At 39.8% G+C, this 23,760-nt stretch carries 24 protein-coding genes; 7 read left to right on the top strand and 17 right to left on the bottom strand.

Annotation, left to right across the window (positions count from 1 at the left end; genetic code table 11):
- Positions 1-162 precede the first annotated feature (162 nt).
- Entirely contained in the window at positions 163-687 is a 525-nt protein-coding gene (locus tag FDK13_RS19455; RefSeq protein WP_137341680.1) for an FUSC family protein, read from the top strand.
- Here the strand turns inward: FDK13_RS19455 and FDK13_RS19450 are convergent.
- The 5 genes from FDK13_RS19450 to FDK13_RS19430 all read right to left on the bottom strand — a co-directional run bounded on the left by FDK13_RS19450 (position 672) and on the right by FDK13_RS19430 (position 5,634).
- A complete protein-coding gene (locus FDK13_RS19450) occupies positions 672-1,685 on the bottom strand; it encodes a helix-turn-helix domain-containing protein (protein WP_137341679.1) in 1,014 nt (337 codons plus the stop codon). The two genes, FDK13_RS19455 and FDK13_RS19450, sit on opposite strands and share 16 nt — an antisense overlap.
- 68 nt (positions 1,686-1,753) lie before the next feature.
- Positions 1,754-2,254 (bottom strand): cupin domain-containing protein, encoded by a 501-nt coding sequence (locus FDK13_RS19445; protein WP_137341678.1) that lies wholly within the window; start codon positions 2,252-2,254, stop codon positions 1,754-1,756.
- Positions 2,255-2,299: 45 nt separating this feature from the next.
- Positions 2,300-3,382, bottom strand: a complete 1,083-nt coding sequence (locus FDK13_RS19440) for an alkene reductase (RefSeq protein ID WP_137341677.1) — start codon at positions 3,380-3,382, stop codon at positions 2,300-2,302.
- A 108-nt stretch (positions 3,383-3,490) separates the two neighbouring features.
- Positions 3,491-4,183 (bottom strand): response regulator transcription factor, encoded by a 693-nt coding sequence (locus tag FDK13_RS19435; RefSeq protein WP_137341676.1) that lies wholly within the window; start codon positions 4,181-4,183, stop codon positions 3,491-3,493.
- Positions 4,180-5,634, bottom strand: coding sequence for a sensor histidine kinase (locus FDK13_RS19430; protein WP_137341675.1), 1,455 nt, complete (start codon positions 5,632-5,634; stop codon positions 4,180-4,182). Before FDK13_RS19430 ends, FDK13_RS19435 begins: the two co-directional genes overlap by 4 nt.
- 125 nt (positions 5,635-5,759) lie before the next feature.
- On the opposite strand from FDK13_RS19430, the gene FDK13_RS19425 reads away from it, so the two are divergent.
- The 4 genes from FDK13_RS19425 to FDK13_RS19410 all read left to right on the top strand — a co-directional run bounded on the left by FDK13_RS19425 (position 5,760) and on the right by FDK13_RS19410 (position 10,958).
- Complete coding sequence (locus FDK13_RS19425) at positions 5,760-8,147, top strand: TonB-dependent receptor (protein WP_137341674.1); 2,388 nt, start codon at positions 5,760-5,762, stop codon at positions 8,145-8,147.
- 224 nt (positions 8,148-8,371) lie between these two features.
- On the top strand, positions 8,372-8,776 hold the full coding sequence (locus FDK13_RS19420) for a response regulator (RefSeq protein WP_170982850.1): 405 nt from the start codon (positions 8,372-8,374) through the stop codon (positions 8,774-8,776).
- A gap of 165 nt (positions 8,777-8,941) precedes the next feature.
- Positions 8,942-9,937 (top strand): type I glyceraldehyde-3-phosphate dehydrogenase, encoded by a 996-nt coding sequence (gene gap, locus FDK13_RS19415; protein WP_137341672.1) that lies wholly within the window; start codon positions 8,942-8,944, stop codon positions 9,935-9,937.
- Position 9,938: 1 nt separating this feature from the next.
- A complete protein-coding gene (locus tag FDK13_RS19410) occupies positions 9,939-10,958 on the top strand; it encodes a GlxA family transcriptional regulator (protein ID WP_137341671.1) in 1,020 nt (339 codons plus the stop codon).
- 51 nt (positions 10,959-11,009) lie between these two features.
- On the opposite strand, the gene FDK13_RS19405 is transcribed toward FDK13_RS19410, so the two are convergent.
- The 10 genes from FDK13_RS19405 to FDK13_RS19365 form a co-directional block, all read right to left on the bottom strand.
- The gene (locus tag FDK13_RS19405) at positions 11,010-11,927 is read right to left on the bottom strand and encodes a substrate-binding domain-containing protein (protein ID WP_137341670.1); all 918 of its coding nucleotides are present in this window, start codon (positions 11,925-11,927) and stop codon (positions 11,010-11,012) included.
- A gap of 25 nt (positions 11,928-11,952) precedes the next feature.
- A complete protein-coding gene (locus FDK13_RS19400) occupies positions 11,953-12,414 on the bottom strand; it encodes a DsrE family protein (protein WP_137341669.1) in 462 nt (153 codons plus the stop codon).
- Between the two features lie 24 nt (positions 12,415-12,438).
- Positions 12,439-13,497 (bottom strand): c-type cytochrome, encoded by a 1,059-nt coding sequence (locus FDK13_RS19395; RefSeq protein WP_170982849.1) that lies wholly within the window; start codon positions 13,495-13,497, stop codon positions 12,439-12,441.
- 100 nt (positions 13,498-13,597) lie between these two features.
- Complete coding sequence (locus tag FDK13_RS19390; protein ID WP_137341668.1) at positions 13,598-14,491, bottom strand: LysR family transcriptional regulator; 894 nt, start codon at positions 14,489-14,491, stop codon at positions 13,598-13,600.
- A gap of 40 nt (positions 14,492-14,531) precedes the next feature.
- Positions 14,532-15,509, bottom strand: coding sequence for a YeiH family protein (locus FDK13_RS19385; RefSeq protein WP_137341667.1), 978 nt, complete (start codon positions 15,507-15,509; stop codon positions 14,532-14,534).
- Between the two features lie 136 nt (positions 15,510-15,645).
- Positions 15,646-16,239, bottom strand: a complete 594-nt coding sequence (locus tag FDK13_RS19380; RefSeq protein WP_137341666.1) for a hypothetical protein — start codon at positions 16,237-16,239, stop codon at positions 15,646-15,648.
- A gap of 12 nt (positions 16,240-16,251) precedes the next feature.
- Complete coding sequence (locus FDK13_RS19375) at positions 16,252-16,734, bottom strand: RNA polymerase sigma factor (protein WP_137341665.1); 483 nt, start codon at positions 16,732-16,734, stop codon at positions 16,252-16,254.
- Positions 16,724-16,894 (bottom strand): hypothetical protein, encoded by a 171-nt coding sequence (locus tag FDK13_RS35490; RefSeq protein ID WP_170982848.1) that lies wholly within the window; start codon positions 16,892-16,894, stop codon positions 16,724-16,726. The genes FDK13_RS19375 and FDK13_RS35490 overlap by 11 nt, the downstream gene beginning before the upstream one ends.
- 32 nt (positions 16,895-16,926) lie before the next feature.
- Positions 16,927-17,619 (bottom strand): DUF2461 domain-containing protein, encoded by a 693-nt coding sequence (locus FDK13_RS19370; protein ID WP_137341664.1) that lies wholly within the window; start codon positions 17,617-17,619, stop codon positions 16,927-16,929.
- A 73-nt stretch (positions 17,620-17,692) separates the two neighbouring features.
- A complete protein-coding gene (locus FDK13_RS19365; RefSeq protein ID WP_137341663.1) occupies positions 17,693-18,502 on the bottom strand; it encodes a hypothetical protein in 810 nt (269 codons plus the stop codon).
- 1,288 nt (positions 18,503-19,790) lie between these two features.
- On the opposite strand from FDK13_RS19365, the gene FDK13_RS19350 reads away from it, so the two are divergent.
- Positions 19,791-20,279, top strand: coding sequence for a DUF7678 domain-containing protein (locus FDK13_RS19350; RefSeq protein WP_229216108.1), 489 nt, complete (start codon positions 19,791-19,793; stop codon positions 20,277-20,279).
- 176 nt (positions 20,280-20,455) lie between these two features.
- On the opposite strand, the gene FDK13_RS19345 is transcribed toward FDK13_RS19350, so the two are convergent.
- Positions 20,456-21,829, bottom strand: coding sequence for a sensor histidine kinase (locus tag FDK13_RS19345; protein ID WP_137341662.1), 1,374 nt, complete (start codon positions 21,827-21,829; stop codon positions 20,456-20,458).
- Entirely contained in the window at positions 21,826-22,503 is a 678-nt protein-coding gene (locus tag FDK13_RS19340; protein WP_137341661.1) for a response regulator transcription factor, read from the bottom strand. Before FDK13_RS19340 ends, FDK13_RS19345 begins: the two co-directional genes overlap by 4 nt.
- Before the next feature lie 314 nt (positions 22,504-22,817).
- On the opposite strand from FDK13_RS19340, the gene FDK13_RS19335 reads away from it, so the two are divergent.
- On the top strand, positions 22,818-23,675 hold the full coding sequence (locus tag FDK13_RS19335) for an MBL fold metallo-hydrolase (RefSeq protein WP_137341660.1): 858 nt from the start codon (positions 22,818-22,820) through the stop codon (positions 23,673-23,675).
- Positions 23,676-23,760: the final 85 nt, after the last annotated feature.

Below are 23,760 nucleotides of genomic sequence, written 5' to 3'. Positions count from 1 at the left end.
CACATTCCGACAAATGAGGAAATTTACCGCTGAACAGGATCAGGAATTCAATAAAGTTGAGATGTTAAATCGAAAAATTGAACAGGAATTTGGAAGCTAATTCGTAGTTTTATCTGTCAGGCGAAAAGACTTTCATTTGCTCAAATTTAACAAAAACAGTCCGTGTCAGAAAAATTGAAGGATCAGCTTTTATATATTTTGAAGTGCCTGATTGGTACTGCGATTGGCTATTACATTTATCTGCTATACCCAATTGTGGGAACCTGGGCGCTCTTTTCAATTTTATTGGTACTGGCTCCGGATCGAAAAGATGCTATGAATCTGGCTGTTACACGCATCAAAGCAAACTTCATCGGCGCTGCAACCGGACTGATTTTACTTAATATTCATGCGATCAATCTGACGATGATTTGCGCGGGTATTGCACTTTCCATTGCCTTTTGTGAGTTGTTGAAATTACAGGCCGCTACCCGTTCGGCGATGATTGCGGTGCTGATCATTACAATGCATGAGCCCGGTCAATATCTTTGGGAAATAGCATTGGAACGTGCAGGCGGCGTTGCAGTAGGTTGTATTATTGGCGTGGTTCTCACCTATTTATTCCACATTTCGATATCAGGATCAACGCAAATTATCCAAAAAGTCAGAAAGGGAAACACTTCTGATTCTGTTCAGGATACGGATTGATATACGACTTTTCCCGTTCTTTCATTTTTGAGGTCATCTTTAAAACGTTTGGGTTTTACTTTATGAAATTTCTCAAACAAACGTGCAAAATGACTCAGATTGGAAAAACCGAGTCGGTAACCCGTTTCTGAAACCGATAGATATTGAAGCAGCCGCGCCGCTTCGTTCATGCGGGCGGTCTGGTAATAATTATAAATACTGTCGCCAAAAACCTGTCGGTAAAGCTGTTTCATTTTAGTCAGACTCATACCAATATTTTCAGCCAGTTTGCCAAGCTCAGGAGGAACACTAAGGTCTTTTAGAATAAGCATTTTGGCAAGGTAAATCTGGTCGGCATCCGCCTGATCAACCGGAATCATTTTACTTTCGGAGCGCGAAATCAACTTTGCAAATAACTGATAAATAAGCTCATGTGCCTTGATCTGATACAACAAAGTTGCCAGTCTGGTAGTCTCATCAATCTTGGTAATTTCTTTCAGTGTGCTTTGCATCTGCAAGTTCATTTCTTCATGCAGCACAAAGGATTTGTTATGTTTTAAAAGCTTTTCAATAGGACAACCTTCCTCTAAATGAAGCAAATCAAGAAGTGTCTGCCGGGAAATGCTGATGACTAGAAAACTGATTTTAATTTCCTTTGGAATGATTAATTCCGTAAAAAAATTACCAGTACTGAACTCGACTTCACAAGTATTTTTTCCAGAAAAAAAAGATCCGTTTTCCGATCCGTTACTTTTGAAATCCGTCCGGCAATCAAATTTGAATGTGAGTATATCATCCGATGAAGAAGTCAGCCGTTTCAATACAAACTCCTCTTTCAGAACATAATTATGGATACAAAGTGAAATACCCGCTTTTGGATAAACCTCCTGAATAAATCCATCGCCAAGCGTATCAGGCAAATACACGCGTTCTTCTTTTACCACAGCATCAAAACGACTGGCAAAAGCAGAGGTAAAGTGGAAGTTTTTACCAGCAGTAAATTCAAACTCGACAGCCATAATAATTTAAAAATACGGTTGAATATTTCCCCATATCCAACCGGTTAATTTTATAAAAAATCCTGATATTAATCGAGATAGTCAGGCGGATACAATTTCTGTCCGTATTTTTCAGCCAATGCGTTAAGCACCTTTTTTTCATCTTCACCGGGTTGCGCTGCAGGGAGGAATTTTCCCTTTTTCACAGGTTTTCCGGCTTCCAGAAAAAATTCATCCAGTCCGGCGGGGACAACCGTGCACCAAAGCCGGGCGGTTTCTTCTGATTTATTTTTAAAACAATGTACCAGCCCTCCTTTTGGAATATGAACAAAATCTCCCTTTTTGGCAATGTAATTCTGGTTCTCGGTTTTCACCTCAATTTCTCCATCCAGCACATAAAAAGATTCGTCAAAATCTGTATGTGCATGTGGGCCGGGGCCGCCGCCAGTAGGAACCAGCATATCAATGATCGCAAAAGCGCCAGCGGTTTGTTTACCCGAAATTACGATCCGGTACGTATCACCGACCACAGAAATAATAGCTCCGTCATCAGGCGTTACAATTTGCGCAGGCTTTTTTAACTCTTCCATTTTGTTGATGTTTTATTGATCAATAATTAATTCATACCTGATGCACTAAGCAATTATATTTTCAGATAAAAAAGGATAATCCGTATACCCTTTTGCACCTGGCGTATAAGCCGTCGAAAAATCAACTTCGCTTAAATTTGCTTTTGTTTCAATTCTTTTATCAAGGTCAGGATTAGCTAAAAATGAACGGCCAAAAGCTACCAGATCAAAAGATTCCTCAACCAACATTTGTTCAGCACTTTCAGGCGTTAAACCGTTACAGATAATAATCGTTCCGTTAAAATTTGTTCGGATGGCATCCAGTGTTTCCCTGGGAATTTTTGGCGACACACCTAAGTGAATATAGGCAATTCCGATCTGATTCAGCCTTTCGGCCAGATAAGTGTATGTTTGATGTACTTCATTTGGATCATAATCGGCCAGATCACCCATGTTTGAAAAAGGTGAAAAACGAATACCGACCTTTTCTTTTCCAATTGCATCTGCCATTTTCTCAGCGATCTCAATCACAAAAGACGACCTGCTTTCCAAACTTCCTCCGTACTCGTCGGTACGGTTATTTACATTTGGATTTAAAAATTGCTCAATCAGATAACCGTTGGCTCCATGAAGTTCAATACCATCAAAACCGGCTTTAACAGCATTTTCGGCAGCTTTTACGTGACTTAAAACAAGAGCTTTTATTTCTTCTGTTGTTAATGCTTTGGGTTGAGAATGATCCTGCATTCCTGATTTATCAGTAAAAATCTGGCCGTTGGCTTTAAGGTCAGAAACACCGACAACTTCACTTCCAGCGGGCAAATTGTCAACATGGGCGATGCGGCCGGTATGCATAAACTGCACAAAAATTTTAGTATTATTTTGATGAACAGCATCGGTGATTTTTTTCCAGCCACTTACCTGTTCATCCAAAAATATTCCCGGAATACGCGGGTACCCCAAACCTTCGGGCGCAGGTGAAGTTCCTTCTGTGATGATCAATCCCGCTCCCTTCCGCTGAGCATAGTACTCCGCCATCAAATCATTTGGAATATTATCAATAGCCCGGCTTCTGGTCATAGGCGCCATCACGAGGTGATTTTTTAGTGAAAATCCGTTTTTATTATAAGGTGCTAACAGCTTGCTCATTGCTTGATTCTTTTGAGATTAAATTCAACCCCACAAATTTCAGCCCAAATCAAGACTTAAAATAGCCCTATAAGTCTTATAAATAGTCCGGTCGGCGGGATGTGATAATCAACAGATCAGCTTATACCCTATACTTCTCAAATTCATAATCTGAATGTCTGTCTCGTCCTTTAACAATTTCCGGATATGGGTCATAAACACGTCCATACTTCGGGTATTGTAATAGCTATCGTCACCCCAGATTTTCAATAGTGCCTCCTGTCGTTCCAGCACATCGTTTTTTCGCAGGATCATCATTTCCAGCAGCGCGGATTCTTTAAAAGAAAGAGAATGCTCTCCGGATGATGTTTTCAATTTCTGCTGAACGGTATCAAGCTCACAATTTCCAAAGGAATAAATCTTACTATTTTGAACGTTTTGACTGATTACTTCCCTACCAAAACGATGCAGCAATGCTTCCAACCGTACGAGCAATTCCTCCATACTAAATGGTTTTTTCAGGTAATCGTTGCCGCCGGATTTAAAGCCTTTTACAACATCTTCGGTCAAAACTTTTGCAGATAAAAAGATAATTGGAAGATCTGGCTGGATTTCCCTTAGCTCTTTGGCCAAAGTATAACCATCTTTCGAAGGCAGCATGATATCCAGAATACAAATATCCGGTTTGAAAGAAAGATAGACGTCCATCACCAGATTTCCATCTGCTACAAGCTGAACGTTATATCCGCTGCTCGTTAATCCATCGCTGACGATGCGGGACAAAAACGGCTCATCCTCGACATACAATACTTTTAAACTCATGAGGCTGCGGGTAAAGTAATGATAAAATTGGCTCCGCTGCCGGTCTCGCTTTTGATTTTGATCGTTCCGCCATGTTTTTCTACCATTTGTTTAACATAATGAAGCCCCAATCCTGATCCTTTAATGTCATGGATATCTCCCTTTGCCGGAACCCTGAAAAACCTTTCAAAAATGTTGTTGTGATAGATCGGGTCAATACCGGGACCGCTATCTTTAAAAATGAGTGTTACCTTTTCGGGATTACATTTGCAGCTGATTTCCATCGCCAGGTCATTTCCTGAATATTTGATCGCGTTGTCAATCAGGTTATAAAAGATATTGGTCAAGTGAACCGGATCTCCAAACACAAAACAAGGTTCTTCCGAGGCGTCAAAATGGATCCTCGCGTGGCTGTTTAACAATTGCAGTTTCATGGACGAAATCACCTGCTGCAAGCCTGATTGCACATCATAAAGTTCCAGTTTGAGAGGCTGTTCCACTTCATTTCCATTACTGATATTCAATACTTTTTCCACCATCAGATCCAGCCTTTTCAGTTCATGCTGACTGACATCAAGATAGTTTTGCAGCGTTTCGGGATTATTGATAAGGTTATATTTTTTGATTGATTCAATTGCTAACGATACCGTTGCAATGGGTGTTTTAAATTCATGCGTCATGTTGCTGGTGAAATCCGCCTTCGCATCGGCATACAATTGCTGGTTTCGCAATAGTCTCAATATAAAATAAAAGGCAGTGCAGGTTAGTATTATCATCAGTAAAGACGAAGCCAAGTAGTACCGCATCCGATACCAAACCACATTGTCGATAGCTGGTAAAATCAATTGGTATCTGTAAATATTTTGTATGTTATAAAGATACCTGCCGCTAACAAAAGCAGGAACCACTTGCTTTGGGACATTGCTCTTGTACACTTCATTACTATCGTACACATAAATATTATCATAGATAGCAGAGGTTATTCCAATTTCCCGCAAGCCTTTTTCCAGCTTTTTTTTCATCGCCACCAGCGATAAACTATCACTTATTCTCAGCTCCCCGGGTGTTTTTCCTGTATCTTTCACAACAGGTCTTCTGTGTTTTCTAATTACAGGCATATCTTTTATGCTGAAATGCATACTTACCGAGGTACTGTCATCGTCAATTGAAATACTGGCTGTGGAACTCAGGTTGTCCATTTTCATATTATCAAAAGCCCTCCGAAGCTGTTCCCACTGCGGAGATAAAAACAGCTGTTTGATGTGCCGAAGATTTCCCGGATTTTCAAAATAGGTAATACTGTAATACATGTTGGTCTGCGCCGTTTTGCTCACAAACTGTTCTATATCTTCTTTGAGCTGTTTTTGCTGAGCAAAAAAAAGCTGTTGCAGCCACACAATCTGCAAACCGCCGCTCAGCAGCAACGAAAGCACGATCAGTACATAGGTATATTTTGCTTTAAACCATTTCATGCTGTGAAGTTGCTCATAATTTATTTGCTGCCATCTTGTCAAGATACGATTTAACTCTATTTAACTCAACTTAACCCCCGTTTAGGAAGCAGCGAAGTAGGTTTGTGCCATAATCTAAAATAGACATGAAAACGATACTGAACATTCTAATGCTGCTGCTTTCCTATCCATTATTTGCGCAGCAAAACCTGACAGGAATTGTCAACGATGGAAAAGGGCAGCCATTGGATGCGGCCACGATAACACTTTCACAAAACGGGCAGGTGCTAACAAGCCAGTTGGCTGATATGGGTAAATTCACACTGACAAATCTGAATCAGTCGCCGTATGACCTTGCGGTTTCACTGATAGGCTACAAATCTGTATTACGTGCTTTTACTATGCCAAAGGATAGTCTGAGCATTCAGTTGCAGAATGATGATCTGCAACTGAATGAAGTTTCCATTGTTTTCAAAAAACCAACCATTGAACGACAAATAGACAGAGTTGTCTTCAACGTGGCAAACAGTATCCTGGCCAGCGGTGGTACAGCCTGGGATGCATTAAGTAAAGCTCCCGGTGTGCAAACCGGTAATGATGGCGGCGTAAAAGCGAACAACAAAAAAGTTACAGTATACATGGATGGAAAACCTGTGAGGTTATCTGGCGATGACCTCTCGGCTTATTTGCAAGGTATTCCGTCTGATAATATTTCCAAAATAGAAGTAATGCCAAATCCATCTTCCAAATACGAAGCACAAGGTGGCGCGGTCATCAATATTATTTCAAAAAAGGCAAAAACAGATGGTTTTAATGCCAGTTTGAGTGGTGGGTATACACGTGGTCAGATGAACCGGTATGCGAGTAACGGTGTTTTTAATTATCGTAAAGACAAGCTTAATATTTTTGGAAGTTACGGTTATTCTGACCGAGCCATCGAGCGTGATTTAAATCTGTACACGATTTATCAGACACCGTCTTCATACGCTTACTGGGATCTGAATAAGATCAGTGTGCTCAAAAGTAAGATCAGTAATTACACCGTAGGAGCCGATTACAATCTGACAGCCAATCAGGTTGCAGGGGTGCTCATTACAGGTAATAATGCTGCAAATGTTGGTTACGGAACTGCCATAACTAATATTTATAATAACCATAACTCAAAAGCGGACTCGGTGCTAAACACATTGAGTAATAGCCGTGGACATGCCAATCAATATAGTTTCAACCTGAATTATAAGATAAAACCGGATAGTATGGGTAGAAGTCTGAACATCGATGTTGACTACGCTCCATACTCAAAGGACAATGTACAAAAACTGAATAACTTCATGTATTTGCCCGATGAAAGTTTGGCTTTTGCTCCGTATAAAACTTCCTCTCCTTCTACACAAAAAATAAATATCTGGTCGGGAAAAGTAGATTATGCCTATACTCTTGGCAAAATCTGGACGATGGAATCCGGTATAAAGTATACCAGCATTATCAGTGAAAACCAGTTTGATTTTTACAACACTCCTGATGTTATGCCGGTTTTGGATCCGACCCGAAGCGACCGCTTTCAATACACTGAAAATACTGCGGCAGCTTATACAAATATGTCCGGTGTTTTGGGTAAATGGAATTTCAAAGGTGGGTTACGTGCAGAATATACCCGCACGAGAGGATTCTCACACTCTCTGGATTCTATCAATGTGAAAAAATACCTGCGCATATTTCCGACAGTATTTATGACCTACAAAGCTTCCGAAAATAGCGAGTTTGGTTTTGCTTATTCCAAAAGAATTGAACGTCCCGATTACAGACAGTTAAACCCTGCAAAAAATTATTCGAGCCCTTATAACTACCAAAGTGGAAATCCTTTTTTGAGACCGGCGATCATTAACAATCTCCAAATTAGTTACACACTTCACCAAAATTATACGTTCTCCGTCATATATACGACAACAAAAGATATGGCCAGCAATGTTACGGTCCAGAATAATGATACCAAAACATTTTATGATACCCAGCAAAATATTGGCAGCATTCGCGACATTGGTACCGAGCTGTCGTCCGTTCATCACCCGGCTTCGCGGTGGGAAATCAATAATACCGCACAGGGATATTTCAGAAAACAAAGCTCAAATCAGCCGGGGAATACGTACAATGACAAACAATTTTACTTTTATCTGAGAACCGATCACGCTTTTACCATAGATAATAACAGCGGATTGAAGGCAGAAATGAGTGCCTGGTACAACAGCGCTGTGCAACAGGGAACACTTCTTCTTGCGAGAACTTACGATTTAAGCATTGGAATCAGCAAACCGGTATTCAACAAACAGGGAACAATCCGGCTGAGCGCTTCTGATATTCTGCTGGGCAATCCGTACAGAATTGTGATCAATAATCAGGGACAGAATAATGGTATTTATCAAAAAAATGATACGCGTACTTTTACAATAAGCTTTTCTTACAAACTGGGTAAAACCTTAGCTGCCGCCCGCAAGAGAACGACAGCGAGTGAAGAAGAAAAAAGAAGAGCCAACTGAGTTTAAATCTGATAAACAAATATTTTTTTTGCATTATACTTAGAAACACAGGTGTAATTATTAAACCGGATGCAGTATATTATTGGGAAATGTAACCCTGGTTTCCAAAGTAGCTGATCATCATATTTAACTTAAAAATGTTTTACCTTTTCAATAATCATATAAATGGCACGATTTTTAAGGAAGTAAGATTTACTCAACCGGTTACGTTACCTCTTAATTTTATGATGAAAATATGCATTATTGACGACGAGCGGATTTGCAGTTTTCTTGCTCAAAAACTCATTAAGAAACTTGTACCGGATTCTCAAATATCGCATTTCAGCAACGGTCAGGAAGCCATTGACTTCATCGCTCAGCATCGTTCAATAGTTTGGAGCCTGCCCGAATTGATTTTTCTTGACATTAATATGCCCATTACAAACGGATGGGATTTTCTGGACATACTGCAGGAGTTAAAAATAAGTAATTACCATCCTCTAATCTATATATCCAGCTCATCACAGGACGTCAATGACATTGAAAAAGCGAAAACTTATTCTTCTGTTCGGGGATATCTATGCAAGCCGTTAACTCCGTTGATGCTGGAACGGATCCTTGACAATACAAGCCATAATTGTGTATGTTAACACCTTCTGCAAAATAAAGTCCAAGGGAAGATTCAAATAGACTCAACCAAATTGGCTGAATTTGTATATTTTTTGTCATTTCAGACAACTCCCAAATCAGTTACATTTGTTACCTGATCAGGTTCTAAAAGAGAATCAATTTCGTAGTAATAAAAAGCTAACAAAATGAAAATTGCAATCAATGGTTTCGGAAGAATTGGGCGCATGACCTTGCGCGCATTACAAAACAAGGAAAATGTTGAAATAGTAGCGATCAACGATTTGACTGACATAAAAACGCTCACTCATTTACTTAAATATGACTCGTCACACGGCCACTTTCCCGGACAGGTTTCGGAAGATGGCACCAGCATTAAGGTAAACGGAAAGGATATTATTCTGCTAAGCGAGAAAGATCCGGAAAAACTACCGTGGAAAAATCTTGAAATTGATGTCGTTATTGAATCAACCGGAAGGTTTACTGATCGGCAACATGCACAATCGCATATTAACGCAGGTGCAAAAAAAGTGTTGATTACCGCTCCGGCATCGGGTGGTGTCAAAACAATCGTAAGTGGTGTCAATAATGATATCATTACTGGTGATGACGATATTTACTCCACAGCATCCTGTACAACCAATGCCATCGCCCCGATCCTTTACATTCTGGATAAAGAATTTGGAATTGAATCAGGTTACATGAGCACGGTTCATGCTTTCACGGCGGATCAGGTTTTGCAGGACGCGCCTCACCGTGATTTGCGTAGAGCGAGAGCTGCCAGCCAATCCATAATACCAACCACAACCGGAGCGGCAAAAGCAATTGGTGATGTGTTGACAGGTTTAAAAGGTAAATTGGATGGTTTTTCATACCGAGTTCCTGTTGTCGATGGCTCTATTGTGGATCTTTCGCTAAATTTAGCAACTCAGGTTTCCGCCGATGAAATTAATGATGTGTTGAAAAAACATGCATCGAACGAATTGAATGGAGTTCTTGAATATACGGAAGAACAGTTCGTTTCAGTTGATATTTTGGGGAATACACACTCATCCATTGTTGATGGAACACTGACAAGAAGTATCGGAAAAATAGTAAAAGTGGTTGCCTGGTATGACAATGAAGTAGGAATTTCAAACCGTATTTCTGAACTGGTTTCAGAAATAATAAACACTTCCAAATAAAGTGAATGAACTGCAAGTACCGAAGCATTCAAAACTTGTTGTAATTGTCGCATTCCCGAACCTGCCCTTACTGGAAATTGCAGGTCCGGGTGATGTGTTTTTTCAGGCATCTAAAGTGCTTTATGAAAAAACCGGTATTGAAAATGCTTACAAAGTTATGGTGGTAGCCGCGGATCGGTCCGATCAGGTAGTGACCAGATCAGGGATCGGTGTTAGTTCTCCGTTTAAAATCGAAGACATTAGCCAGCCTATTGATACGCTTTTGATAGCTGGTTATAATTTTGACAATCCGGTTATAGAAACTTCGGATTTTTATCAATGGCTTTCAGAAATTTATCCGAAAGTTCGCCGAATCGGTTCCATTTGTATCGGAACATTTGCTTTGGCCAAAGCTGGTCTTTTAAGCAACAAAAACGTCACCACGCATTGGGAAAAGGGCGGAAGATTGCACAACGATTTTCCTGACATACTTGTCAATTCCTCGCAGCTATTTGTGAAAGATGGAAATATTTATACTTCTGGCGGCGTGTCCTCCGCCACTGATTTATCCCTGGCTTTGGTGGAAGAAGATTACGGAAGGGAAATCGCGGTCTCCGTTGCCCGGCATCTGGTTTTATATCTCAAACGACCAGGGTTTCAAACCCAGTTTGCAGACTTATTGCCTGAGCCAGAATCAGCGCATAATTTGATTGGTAAAATTCATGAATGGATGGTTTCAAATCTGAACAAAGATTTGAGCGTGGAACAGCTCGCAATCCAAAGTAATATGAGTCCAAGGAATTTCTCCAGAGTTTTTTTGAAGGAAACAGGTTTAACACCTGCCAAATTCGTAGAAAAATTCCGTGTAGAAATGGCCCGTAAATTTCTTGAAGAAAGCGATTTGAATATTGAACAGATTGCAGAAAAGACCGGACTTGTTAGCCTTGTATCCATGAGGAGAATTTTCCTTCGAAACCTTATGGTAACACCAAGCGATTACCGGCGCTCTTTTAAAACAACCAAAAACGAAATCGAAGTTTGATCAGCTATCCCCCATTGAAAAATTCAATTCAACAGGAGATAGATTTCCGATCTATTCTGTCGTAAAACCGTAGTTTTTATAAATAGCTTTTGCCCTTTCACTAACCAGAAAATCCATAAAGTCTTTTGCAGCTTTCGGACGCGGAGCGTTTTTCATCAGTCCCGCTGTGTAAATAACCTCGATATTTTCTTTTTCAGGAATTTCAACCGCTTCCACCGGATGTTTGAGCATTTGCTGGTAATAAACTTCTGAAAACCAAACCGGTCCGGCTTCGGATTTCCCGTACAAAATCCGCATAGGCGTTTGTCGATGATGAATCTGGGTCAGATAAGTTGATTTGTCGTTGACTTTTTCTACCATAATCTGCTTTCGAAGTTGCTCTCCGCCCACCTTTACATAAGCCTCTTCAATTTTCTTTCCTACACTTTCCCACTCCGGATTTGGCATACTTACCAGTACATCTCTTCGTCCTAAATCAGATAACCCTTTAACCCTTTTCGGATTTCCCTTTTGTACCATAATCGCCAGACGGTTTTTCGCATAAGGCTCAATACGGCTGAACATATCCGTCAGTTCCACAATTTTCTGTTTTCCATCCGTGTATACATCTGGCTGATGTGTGATGCGCATATTACCAATCGTCACCGATCCGGTTTTGATCTGTTTGGCAAGAATTCCTGGCGGCAACGTTTCAACAAATATTCTGGTATACTCGGGATATTGCTTTTTAAAAGCTGTCAAAAGATCATCAACAACCATAAACTGGTTGCCAGCAAAGAACACAACAAGTTGCGGATCAACGATATCCCCATACAAATCCGGCACATTATCAATCCCCGGAATGGTAAAATTGAGCCCATCAGACCATGGCTTGTTCCACGGCGGATCGAAGCGGTAATCCTGCGCAAAAACCTGATTAAAACTTGTCAAAGCAATAATAGTTGAAATATTAAAAAGAAACCTTTTCATGGCTTTACATTATAATGAAAACAAATTAAGGATGGACAATAGCCCAGCCTTGTTGCTGGCGGATGATAATTTCACCGTTTCCGCTTGGGACATAGGATATAAAATCAAATAATTCGTCCCGGCTGATTTTGCGTTCACGCATGGTATTTTCACACTCCGCCAAAATCACTCCTTTTCCCTGAAGTTCTTTCAATTGCGTTTCATAAGGCTGATCTTTTTTGAAAACTGCTACGCCTCCTCCATGCACTACGAGCTCCACTTCCAGCTTTCCTTTCAAACGCGGATCTTCCAGGGCATTGTTAATATTCTTCATGGTTGCCTTAATAACCTTTTCATCATCTGTATTCAACTGGTAGACAACTTTGTAAGACTTTTTATCGGCGGCCGCACCATGAAAATCAGCTGGATTCACTTTTAAAGTCTGAGCAAAAGCACTCACCGACAGAAACATAACGGCCAGACAAAATAAGGTTTTAATCGTTTTCATATAATTTATTTTAAAGGTTAAGTACTATTTATTGTTTTGCTTTTGAGCGGCAGCAATAGCCTGGAACGGTCCTAATTTATGTTGCTTTTCTGAAAAATCATCCGCATAAGGTGCAAAAGGAAAATCGATGGGCTTTCTGGTAATATCCTTCCAGTCATTTTTCTGGTCTTTGTGTGGTCGTGGCTGCGAATTCACAAATCCCGCAAGATCCCAGGCTTCTTCATCGGTTAGAATTTTATTTTCATAATTTGCTCCGAAAGGCATATTGTTTTTTACATAACCTGCGAAGGAAGAAATCCGGAAAAGTCCTGCTCCGTCGTTGTAGCTGCTCTTTCCCCAAAGAGGTGGATAAATAAAAGTGATTTTATCCGGGTTAGGAATCCCTTCGCCGTTTACTCCGTGACAACTTTCACATTTTGCTTTATAAATAATTCTGCCGTTTTCAGGATTTGCCGAACGGTTAAGGTACGGCAATTTTTCAAGTCCTGTCCCCTCGGGAGTTTCGCCTTTTGCAGTGCCTTTGCCCAGCCATTTCATGTAAGCTACCATAGCCCGCATTTCCTTACTGTTGCTATCCGGTTTGCTGCCATTCAAACTCCGCTCGAAACAGTCAGAAATCCGTTTGATGATCGTTTCCTGGCTAGCCGATCTTGCCCTGAATTTAGGATACGTGGAATACACAGCTGCATAATTATTCCCCATGATTTTGGTACCCGCATTCAGATGACAATTCTGGCAATTCATACCATTACTGATATGCCGCACGCTTCCTTTTGGCCCCAAATATTGTGCAGTATTCGCGATCAGATCCCGGCCATAAAGGATCAATTTCCCTTCCGGTGTTTTGGGAATATTTTCAATTTTGGGCGGCTGCCACATTTCCTGTTGTTTCAAAATCTTAAAAGAAGGTTTTTTCAAACCATTTCCTGAACCGGTTATCGCTGCCGAAATTTGACCGGAAAATCCGGAAAAATTAAATAGCATTATAAGGCAAAGAAAAAAGCCCGCAAGTCCGGAGACTATCTTTAAAGTCGTCACCTGAATCCGTTTTTTTTGCGGATTTTTTTTCAATAACTTATTCATAACAATTTAGTTTAAAAGCAACTGATTGTGGTTTCAAGCTTATATTTTCTTTTTTTATCTTATAAACAAAATCATAATTGTACCGATTCTACTAGCTCATTTACTTAACAAAATGGCGTGCAAACCTGATAAATAATTCCGGCAAAGCTTCCGGCTGACCGTGTAATATCGCAAAGTAAAAATAACGCTCAATGTTAAGTCCCTCGACGTCAACAATATAACATTCCTTATTTTGTAACTCTTTCAAAACTGCATGGACAGAAAGAAAAGCCATACAATTGGAATGCAGCATATAAAGTTTCATACTTTCACTTCCACCAAGCTGCATTTCACTGCTCAACTCTGAAATATTAATCCCGGCGACTTTCAAAGCATGGCTAATCACTTCAAGTGTCCCTGATCCCGGCTCTCTGAGCAGCAGAGGAATCTGCTTTAATTGCTCAGGTTTAACCGAACCTGACTGCACCAGCGGATTTTTTGTACTGGACACCAGCACAATTTCATCCTTTAAAAATTCGGTATACTTTATGCCCGAATTCTTGGAATACCCTTCAATAACTCCCAGGTCTATTTCTTTATTTTGCAGAGCCTGTTCAATTTGCTCGGTATTATTGATGGTTAATGTGATTTGTATCTCAGGAAACTTTTTATGAAAAGCGGCCAGAATCGGCGGTAAAACATATTGGGCGTTGGTCGTACTTGCGCCTAACCGTAGTATTCCGCTTTGCCTGTTTGCAAGACTGTTGATATCAAACTCGATGTTGCGATAGATTTCAAAAATCTGTTCGGCATGAGAAAGCAGAATTTCACCTGCCTGAGTCAGTTTTATTTTCGAACCATTTCTTTCAAAAAGTTTTATTTTAAGCTGACTTTCGAGTTCATGAATATGTTTTGTAACAGCCGGCTGGGAAATAAACAATTCTGACGCAGCTTTTGTAAAATTAAGCCGCCGGGCAACTGTGTGAAATACCTGTAACCGGAAATCAAAGATCATGAGCTGGGATCGTTTTCTAAAACAGATTAATAACCTGTAATTATACCAAATGAATCACAGCATACAAAGCCGAAGCGGATATTAGCAACCATAATAAAAGTCCGGCGAGCAACGGCTTAAAGCCAATGGAAGTTAAAACTTTTCGCGATAACCCCGCTCCTATCAAAAATAAAGTAAATGTAAGACCTGCCTTCGAAATGTAGATTAGAAACGGCCTCAAAGCTGCGATTTCTGGAATATAGGTATTGGCAATCATAGCCAACAGGAAGAAACCGATAAAATAAGGAATGCTTATTTTGCCTGCATTATTTCTAAAAATAAAGCCTGAAACAAATGCTACCGGAACAATCCAGAGCGCTCTTGTCAGCTTTACAGTAGTCGCTATTTCCAAAGCATGACCGCCATATTTACTGGCCGCGCCAACAACAGAACTGGTATCATGTATCGCCAAAGCGCACCACATTCCAAACTGTGTTTCCGACAAATTGAAATAATGGCCTGCAATTGGAAAAATAACCAGGGCAACTGAATTAAGAATAAAAATGCATCCCAAAGCCACTGAAATCTGTTTTTCTTCTGCCTTGATTACCGGAGAAACAGCCGCAATTGCACTCCCGCCACAAATGGCTGTGCCGCATGAAATTAAAAAGGAAGTTTTCTTTTCAATCTTAAAAAACTTGCCAAGGCTATAACCAATACCGAGTGTTAGAACTATCGAAACAATTGTAAATAAAACGCCTTCTTTTCCAGCCCGAATAGCGCTGTGCACGTTCATTCCAAAACCCAGGCCCACTACCGAAAGCTGCAATAACCAATGTGTTGCTTTATGATTAAGATGCAAATACGGATGGCCGCTGAACTGCGCCACAACAAGTCCCATCACAAGCGCAACCGCCGGACTGACAAAAGGGGTCAGACAAAGCACAGTACAAATGATAAAAATTACTTTCCGCCGACCTTCCGCCAGGTTTAATAACAATCCCGAATAATTACCGCTTATATGTTTGTGATTGTCCATAATTCTTAGGTTTTGATAGGCAAAGGTCATGGAAATTTCAGTCAGGTTTTTATCATAAAAAGGCATAGGCAATAACAAAAAGTTATCGCCTATGCCTTTTCTTAAAGAGACAATTTCAATAATACCGTGTCAATAATTAATCTTGTAATTCTTTTAACACATTTTCGGCATGGGCCGCAGTCCTGACATAATAATTAAAAACCCATTTTGTAAACCAATAAAAGAATGGAAACCCAACGACATACCAATACATCAAATACGATGTTTTGAAAAGATCGCCTCCTCCAAGAAGCTTAACCATCACAGGCAGAATAACGACGAGAAGTAAAGCACTCAGATAAAAATTCAGTTTTTGAAACTGCACAAACCGGATTTTCCCTTTTGAATATTGCAGTAGAGATTCCTTATAATTGTTCGTCAAAATATCGACCGAGCGAAGTTTACGAACAGCCTGAAACGACAAGACCGGCATTATGCATAATATCAAAGTCGTTGCAATCCCGCAAATCATTAAGTACCAACCATCAAGCTTCTGAAAATTGAGTACAATATATATTGCTTGTGCGTAACAAAGAAGCGCCCCAAAGGCCTCTGGCAGTACGATTTTATTTATTTTATTGTGATATCTTGATTCTGTCATTTTAACAATAACTGAGTCCGTCAATTTTTTCTGCTTTTCCATTTCCCTGGACATTTCTCCCCATAGCGCCTTCATTTCTTCCAATTCCATAACAGTGTTATTTTAGTTAATCTGAGACATTAATTTTTGCTTGATCCTTCCCAGTCTCGTACCCACGTTTGTAGCTGTAAATCCGGTTATGGTCGCGATTTCTTCGTAATTTTTTCCTTCCAGATAAAGCAGGATTATCCCCTTTTCCGGATCACTTAGTCTTTTGATGTGGGCAAATAAAACTTCGCTTCGTTCGTCCGCCAGCGTGTCAGGCACATCACTTTTGTTGAGCAAAATTTCATCGATCGGAATCTGATATCCTTTTCTTTTTTCTTTGTTCAACTGCGCAATTGCGGTATTCAGTGCTATACGATACATCCAGGTGCTTAGTTTAGATTCCCTTCTGAACGATGCGAAAGATTTCCATAACTGATAAATAATTTCCTGATAAAGATCACGCTCATCTTCCTTCGTGTTGGTATATACCCGCGCCACCTTAAAAATGAGGCCTTCATTTTGCTGAATGATTTCGATAAATTCTTTCTTATTTTCCATCCTGAAAGTGACTACGCTCAATTAGTGAAGAAAAGGCCGGAAAAATCACATGGAAAATAATATTTTTTGAAAATAACCGATTGGAAGTCCGCTGGATAATGATTTCAGGATTAGAAAAAGCAAATGCTTCATAAACCTGATTTTCAGGTTTATGAAGCATTTTTATGTTGTGCTTTCAAAAGAAAGACTTCTTTATATATTCATACCGTCAAGATCTGTTGTCAAAACTTCACTCATGTAATCAAAAAATGGACGCATATTTTCGAAAGCCGAACTGGCTTCTTTCAGAAAAGAAGCTCCAAGTACTTCCTCATCAGCAAATCTTTTGATCAATAAAAACTGTTTAAAACGAAGAAGATCAATAGCCGGATCGTTTTTATCAAAACCTTTTGGCGCAGTTCTCACCTGCTCTCCCTGCAAAGTCCCAAAGGTATCTTTGAAGGATTTACTGTTTAAAATTTTGCGTAAAGGTGCCGCATCAAAACTTATATCATCACGGATTCTTTTCAGATCTTCCGCATTTGGCCCCTGAAATCCGCCAGCTACAAAGCTGTTTCCCGGCTCAATATGAAAATAATAACCACCTCTTCTTTGCTTGGTCGCTCTTGTGTAACTGCCACTCCAATTGGTTTTGTATGGAATTTTTTCTTTTGAAAAACGGGTATCGCGGTAAATCCGGTGCAGGATTTTTTTACCTGATGGTGTTTCAATCAAATCTTCTTTATTGAGCTCATTTAACAATGAACCTGCAAAATCCTCTACGAATGCCTGTTGCTCAATAAATTCATCCTTGTGTTCATTAAACCAGTCACGGTTATTATTTTCTCTCAATACTTTCAAAAAATCCAGACTTGACGCCGGAATATAGGACTGCTCTTTTGACATATCGAACTGTTAACGTCGGTGATTTTATATAATAAACAAGGTTAATAAAATCGATCCATAATGTTAAAACTAATTATTTGATTTCAGATAAAGTAATCGTATTCGTCGCGCGGTTAAGACCGTAAATTATCTGCTTGTCTTTTATTGAATGATCAATGGCAATTCCCTGCCCATAAATTTCAGCCGGAAGCGTGCGGATATGTTCAAGTGTGTAGCCCGATTTTGGCAATTTCATCACATAAAGCTCAGGCCTGTCGTGACCGGTGCAATACAACAATCCGTCATTTCCCCAGGCTCCGCCGGAATTACTTTTTGGCGTGAAAAGCTCAACAATATTCTTGGGAAATATCCAGGATTCCGTTTGTCTCCATTCCAGATCAAATTTCACAAGCGAAGTCCAGCGAACGTCTCTGCCTTCACTCGCCTCTTTGCCGCTATAATGTGCAAAACCGATCCACCAAAAACCATCTTTCTGATCAATCCAGGTCAGCGAGCCGTGCTCAGCGATACCAAAACTATGATTTCCAACATGTTTCATCGTATTCACATCAAAAATTTCAACAGAACTGGCCATTGGAATTTCGGGGTAATTAGAATTGGCACAATACAATTTCCCTTTGATGACAACACCGCTGTTCAAATGTTTAATTCCTTCACTGGTCCCATCCCAGGTTGTGACAAGCTTTCCATCTTTTTTTGTAAACTTGCCAATTGTGCTGTTATTGATCACGTAAAAGAAATGATCATCAACCGCTACGGCTTGTTTTGCCTCGGCCACTTTGAATTTCTTGATTTCTGTGACAGATTGGGAGAAACTCTGCATATGCAGGAAAATTCCTGTCAACACAAGAAAATACAATTTGAAGTTTTTAGATATCATCATAAAAGGGTTAATTACTTTTCTAATCCTGTTGAATAAGTTTTTGCCGGGGAATTTCAACGGCTTTATGTAACTTTTCACGCAGAAGTTTTTGTGAAGGTAAAACGGTTAGATAATCCGCTACTCTAATATTGCTTTTATCCAGTTGTAACAATTCAACTGCTCTTCACTTTTTCCCGTACAAAGAATCAATCCGATCGGCGTATTTTCTCCTTCCAGTTGTTCGTGCGATAGTGCTGTGATTACGGCATTTATCCCCACAATTTACGACGAAGCTATCAATTGTCCCAATCTGATATGTGAAGAAAAAAACTTTTAACCAGATAACATTTTAAAGCATATACCTAAAAATAGAAAGAGCCCCGGAATCCAGGGCTCATCTATTAAATACGTAAACAAAAGTCTTTATAAATCCGTCTTTAATCTAACGCAAAAATACTTTTTAAATTTTATTAAAATATCCTCTTATTTAAATAAAAAATGGCTCTATGGACTATTGGAGGCATTTTTTGAAGTATATGCAGATTCAAAAACAACATCCTTTTAATCACACAAATTCATCTTGAAATCTTTAATTTTGATAAATAAAAAGAATTGCGCAGCTATTCTTTTTACATAACACCTTAGCCGGAAAGGACGGAAACGCAGGAATGCTTACCTAATTATGCCAGCAAAGCAGCAATGATCACGATGGGAAAAGTGTAGGAAAAAGAATATGCTGAGAATAGTATAACTGTCAATCTGCTTGCACCAGCCGTTATCCAAACCCCGCTTGTTGACGCAAATGCCCAAAGCTCAGGTCAAATAAATGACCGACAAAATACCAATGAAACGCTGCGAAATGCTGGAAGAAGCGACTGATCTCTCACCTAAATTGTCTCACCAATGAACAGTTTTACACAGGATTTACCTTCGACCTTTCAGGTGCAAGAGTAACTTGCTAAAAATTATGGACGGGAAAGCTTCCCAAATGGCTGGTAAAAAATAAAAACTGTTAAGGTTTAGACGTCATAAAACCAATACCAGATTTTCTTTAGTAATAATCGGGACTCATTGATCAGCAAACAACGACGCACAAAATGAACGAATAGCTATATACCTCACCAGCAAAAAGATACGCATTAAGTACACAACCTAAATGAGTTTTGCCTCCATCAAGCGGGGTATCTGTAATAGGAATAATTCCAAATTTCTCGTCTTGAGCTAAAAATATTCTTTTTGCTATTGAATACTTTTTTAAGGTGTGTAAGTTTGATGTGTGCTGAACGATAAAGGAATAGTTATGCAAAAAATGTCTCGCAAAAATGTACGGCTGACTGACTTTCAGATCAAGCGCTTACAGCAGTTGAGCGAACTTGACGGATCTGATCCGGTTGACCATGTAAACAAAGCTATTGACGAATATCTCAAAAATCAGAAACTGGATTTGACCTCCCCAAAGGAAGCGGATATTGTTGCTGAGTTCAAAGAACGACTGGATGAACCCACCATTGCAGGTGCGCTTTGGGTATCCGGAATTGTTGACCAATATGAGTTTTCTGCGCTGATCCTCAATAACGTTACAAAACTGGGCATCGACAAAGGTCGAATTTCAAAACTGGCGATATGGGATCCGGTACTTAGAGAAAGTACAAATAACTTTATAAAATCCTGTATTGTAAATTATGACCGCGGATGGGATATCCGTCCGAGCAAAATTGCGCTGCCTTATTATAACAAAGTAAAACTGCTGCTAGACAGCTCAATGCATAAATTTGTTCAGAAACGGATTTACAGATAATCCGGTTCTGAAGTCAGGACGTAGCTTCCGAGATTTTAACCTGTTCTCCCTCTCGGAAACAAACCTGAAAAGCAAACACAGCAGAAAAAGAGATTTTATCATGAAACCGTTTTTGATTACAGTGTCAAATCCAGGAGGCGGTCTAAGAGCCGTCTTAGGCTGGTATTAAAATGCGATTAGAAAGATTTTAATGGCAAACCGATTGATACCGTAGTCCCCTGGCCGGTAACAGAATCAATGACAAGGGTCCCAAGATGAAAATCAACGATTTTTTTAACAAGAGAAAGCCCTATTCCAAAACCGTTAACCTTACCTGTATTTTGTCCTCGCATCATAGGCAGGAAAATATTTTGAAGATCGCCCGGTAATATGCCGATCCCCATATCAGAAATCTCTAAGACCAACATTTGCTTATCTTCAATAATCCTTATTGTAACAGGCTGCAATTCAGAATACTTGCAGGCATTATCAAGCACGTTATTTACAGCCGACCGCAAAAGATGCGGCACACCTTCGGTGACTGCCTGAAAATCTCCTACATTTAATTCATTCTCAACAATTTCAAGATTTACCGGCTGCGAAGGATATTTCTGATTGATGTAGGAGACAGAATCTATCGCCAGATCAATAATGTTAATACGCTGTTTATCAGCCGTAAAACGTAATCCTTCAATTTCAGCAAGAAACAATAAATTATTTGAAAGTTCAATAGCGTGGTTTACCTGCTCAACTGCCTCGCTTGCAGATTGTTTCCATTCTGCCTTGCTATTATCATAGCTCATGGAAGTTTGCAAAACTCCTTTTATGACGGTGAGCGGGGTTCGGAGCTCATGAGAAGCGTAGGAAATAAAATTTGTTTGATTGTCTGCAAGCTCTTTTATTTTTTCAAGCAACCTGTTAAATGAACTGGCCAGAGAAGCCGCTTCATTTTGTTGCGCACCGATAGCGATCCTGAAACGGAAATCATCAACAGGCGCTTTATCCATTTGTTTTAACAGATGATCAAATGGCAACATAGCTCTTCGCGAAAAAAAATATCCGGTGATGCCAATAATAACCAAAGCGAGAAGATTCCCAAAAAACAATGAAAACAGGAGCGTCCTGCTCATATTGTAGCCATGCACATCATAAGCCGTGACCAGCGCAAGATAGGTTTTTCCATTTTTAAGATAAGTCAGCCCCACACCCTCCTTTTTAAATTCAAACAAAGGCGAATCATAGGTAAAACCATGTTTCTTTTTTGATCTTACCAAAGCAAGAAAAACAGGATCCGGAATATAATCACTGGTTTGTGAAGTGGCAACAACGAGGTTATTGTGCTGATCATAAACCCCTTCATACTGTTCGGATAGTGGAAATAAAACATCTGTTTTGGAAGTTTCCGGATTGCTGAGCATTCTTTTGGTTGCCTCAGCTCTGGCAGAAAGCCTTTCCTGCATCAGTCCCGCTCTGTAATCTTCATAAGAATAATAGACAAACACAGAAAAAAGTGCCAGAATAGTAGCCACTATCAGCGTAAAAGCAACCGTAATATTTTGCTTGATGCTCATGGTTCACGCAAAGTATATCCTCTTCCAATGATCGTATGAAGTAATTTTTCCGTGAAATTTTTATCGATTTTTCTTCTCAAATAGTTGATATAAACGTCAAGAATATTGGTATTTGTATCAAAATGAAGATCCCAGACTCTTTCCAAAATGTCAGTCCGGCTCACAATTTTACCCTTATTGTGCATCAAATATTCAAGAAGCTCGTACTCTCTTTTGGTAAGTTCAATGGCTATATCGCCACGGCGCACATGCTGACTATCTGTATCAAGTACCAAATCGCTAACTTTCAAAATTTTTCCAGGGCTGGAAAAATGATTATTTCTTCGGGCAAGCGCCTTGATCCGCAACAGCAATTCTTCAAACTCAAAAGGCTTGGTCAGATAATCATCTGCACCCGCCTTGAAACCTAAAACTTTATCCTGAATCATGCCGAACGCTGTCAACATCATCACCGGCGTCTGAGGCCAGTTGTCTTTAATGAATCGGCACAAATCAAAACCATTGATACCCGGAAGGTTCACATCCAGAATAATAGCGTCAAATTTTCTCTGCTCGCACAGCCTTTTTCCCATTAGGCCATCGTAGGCTATTTCCAGATTAATCTGCTCTCCAAGAAAACCTTTTCTTATAAATCCGGCTAGTTTGGGGTCATCTTCCACCAGTAATATCTGCATCTTAACAACTTTGGTACGGATGCGAATTTATGGTGTGGGTATTAAAAAACGATCTATAAAAAATTAAAAAATGATTAATATCCATTGGGTCACATGGCGGGCGCGCATCTGTGATCGGTCTCAGATTCGTTCTCTTCCTCCTCTTCCGGCTCGGGTATTTTTGTCATGGTTTTAATTTTATTTTACAACATTTCAATCTAAAAAGAAAAGCTTTAAAATCCTGTTCCAAACTAATACGTTTAATAATAAGTAGTTAATTATCAACCAATTATACTAAAATTAACAATTTCAAAAAGCCCGAAAACCATTTCAAAATGACAGGCTTTATCATTTTGAAAATGGCCTCTTCCGGTTTACTTTCCTTGCAAATCAATCACAAACGCAGTAGCCTTTCATCAGCAGTTCATCGTATAGTAAAGGATAATCCACTGAACTTTTCAGGAATCAGACAAAAACAGATGCAGCTTCTAAAAAATATTTATCAGGTTGGAGGTGATCTTAACGGAATCACTTTTGATGTGCAGGGCGCTTTATGGAACGATGGCAATTCGTATATCATCAAAACAGAAAGCGGATTGATTATGATTGACTGCGGCTGTGGTGATACGCTGCAACAGATTTCTTCGAATATGAAATACTGGGACTTAAACCCGGAAGATATTGCTTACTGCATCCTGACACATGCCCATTTTGATCATGCGGGCGGCGGGTATCTGCTCAAAGAACAAGGCGTAAAATTCATCGCGTCTCCTGAAACGGCTGACGCGGTTTTATCGGGAGATGAACGCTGCTGCGGTTATTTATACCATAAAACTTTTACACCTTTTGAAGTAGACCAAACGGTTTCGGATGGAGAGAAATTTACTGTTTTTGGGATTGAATTCAACACCATGCATTTGCCTGGACATAGCATGGGATGCACAGCTTTTGGTCTAAAATGGGGAAATAAATATATCGTTTTCAGCGGTGATGTTATAGGAACGCTGCTGGGGGGAGATTTCGGCTGGGGTGGTTCGATTGATTTTGACAAGAAAATCTATACCGAATCTTTAAGAAAATTTGCCAAAGTAGATATGGATGTCATGATTCCGGGACACGGACTGAGCTATTTCCATAAACCACGTCACAGAGTTGAGGTCGCATTAAATTCAGCGTTGATGCAGTGGCGATAATATTAAAAATAAATAGTAACAGGAAGATTGATTGTAATCAAAAGGATGATGCGGCTGCGTCATCCTTTTTTAAGGTTTTTGAAAT

The sequence above is a fragment of the Dyadobacter frigoris genome (genome assembly GCF_005280585.1).
Taxonomy (GTDB): Bacteria; Bacteroidota; Bacteroidia; order Cytophagales; family Spirosomataceae; genus Dyadobacter; species Dyadobacter frigoris.
This window is presented reverse-complemented; position numbering and strand designations above follow the sequence as displayed.

Excerpts from the sequence above, each read along its gene's own strand:
- FDK13_RS19365 (WP_137341663.1), bottom strand. The coding sequence starts at position 18,502 with ATGATGATATCTAAAAACTTCAAATTGTATTTTCTTGTGTTGACAGGA.
- FDK13_RS19345 (WP_137341662.1), bottom strand. The coding sequence starts at position 21,829 with ATGAGCATCAAGCAAAATATTACGGTTGCTTTTACGCTGATAGTGGCT.
- FDK13_RS19400 (WP_137341669.1), bottom strand. The coding sequence starts at position 12,414 with ATGAAAACGATTAAAACCTTATTTTGTCTGGCCGTTATGTTTCTGTCG.
- FDK13_RS19405 (WP_137341670.1), bottom strand. The coding sequence starts at position 11,927 with ATGAAAAGGTTTCTTTTTAATATTTCAACTATTATTGCTTTGACAAGT.
- FDK13_RS35490 (WP_170982848.1), bottom strand. The coding sequence starts at position 16,894 with ATGCTTCATAAACCTGAAAATCAGGTTTATGAAGCATTTGCTTTTTCT.
- FDK13_RS19425 (WP_137341674.1), top strand. The coding sequence starts at position 5,760 with ATGAAAACGATACTGAACATTCTAATGCTGCTGCTTTCCTATCCATTA.
- FDK13_RS19440 (WP_137341677.1), bottom strand. The coding sequence starts at position 3,382 with ATGAGCAAGCTGTTAGCACCTTATAATAAAAACGGATTTTCACTAAAA.
- FDK13_RS19450 (WP_137341679.1), bottom strand. The coding sequence starts at position 1,685 with ATGGCTGTCGAGTTTGAATTTACTGCTGGTAAAAACTTCCACTTTACC.
- gap (WP_137341672.1), top strand. The coding sequence starts at position 8,942 with ATGAAAATTGCAATCAATGGTTTCGGAAGAATTGGGCGCATGACCTTG.
- FDK13_RS19380 (WP_137341666.1), bottom strand. The coding sequence starts at position 16,239 with ATGGAATTGGAAGAAATGAAGGCGCTATGGGGAGAAATGTCCAGGGAA.
- FDK13_RS19445 (WP_137341678.1), bottom strand. The coding sequence starts at position 2,254 with ATGGAAGAGTTAAAAAAGCCTGCGCAAATTGTAACGCCTGATGACGGA.
- FDK13_RS19385 (WP_137341667.1), bottom strand. The coding sequence starts at position 15,509 with ATGGACAATCACAAACATATAAGCGGTAATTATTCGGGATTGTTATTA.
- FDK13_RS19420 (WP_170982850.1), top strand. The coding sequence starts at position 8,372 with ATGATGAAAATATGCATTATTGACGACGAGCGGATTTGCAGTTTTCTT.
- FDK13_RS19390 (WP_137341668.1), bottom strand. The coding sequence starts at position 14,491 with ATGATCTTTGATTTCCGGTTACAGGTATTTCACACAGTTGCCCGGCGG.
- FDK13_RS19435 (WP_137341676.1), bottom strand. The coding sequence starts at position 4,183 with ATGAGTTTAAAAGTATTGTATGTCGAGGATGAGCCGTTTTTGTCCCGC.
- FDK13_RS19375 (WP_137341665.1), bottom strand. The coding sequence starts at position 16,734 with ATGGAAAATAAGAAAGAATTTATCGAAATCATTCAGCAAAATGAAGGC.
- FDK13_RS19430 (WP_137341675.1), bottom strand. The coding sequence starts at position 5,634 with ATGAAATGGTTTAAAGCAAAATATACCTATGTACTGATCGTGCTTTCG.
- FDK13_RS19350 (WP_229216108.1), top strand. The coding sequence starts at position 19,791 with ATGTCTCGCAAAAATGTACGGCTGACTGACTTTCAGATCAAGCGCTTA.
- FDK13_RS19340 (WP_137341661.1), bottom strand. The coding sequence starts at position 22,503 with ATGCAGATATTACTGGTGGAAGATGACCCCAAACTAGCCGGATTTATA.
- FDK13_RS19395 (WP_170982849.1), bottom strand. The coding sequence starts at position 13,497 with ATGAATAAGTTATTGAAAAAAAATCCGCAAAAAAAACGGATTCAGGTG.
- FDK13_RS19335 (WP_137341660.1), top strand. The coding sequence starts at position 22,818 with ATGACAGGCTTTATCATTTTGAAAATGGCCTCTTCCGGTTTACTTTCC.
- FDK13_RS19370 (WP_137341664.1), bottom strand. The coding sequence starts at position 17,619 with ATGTCAAAAGAGCAGTCCTATATTCCGGCGTCAAGTCTGGATTTTTTG.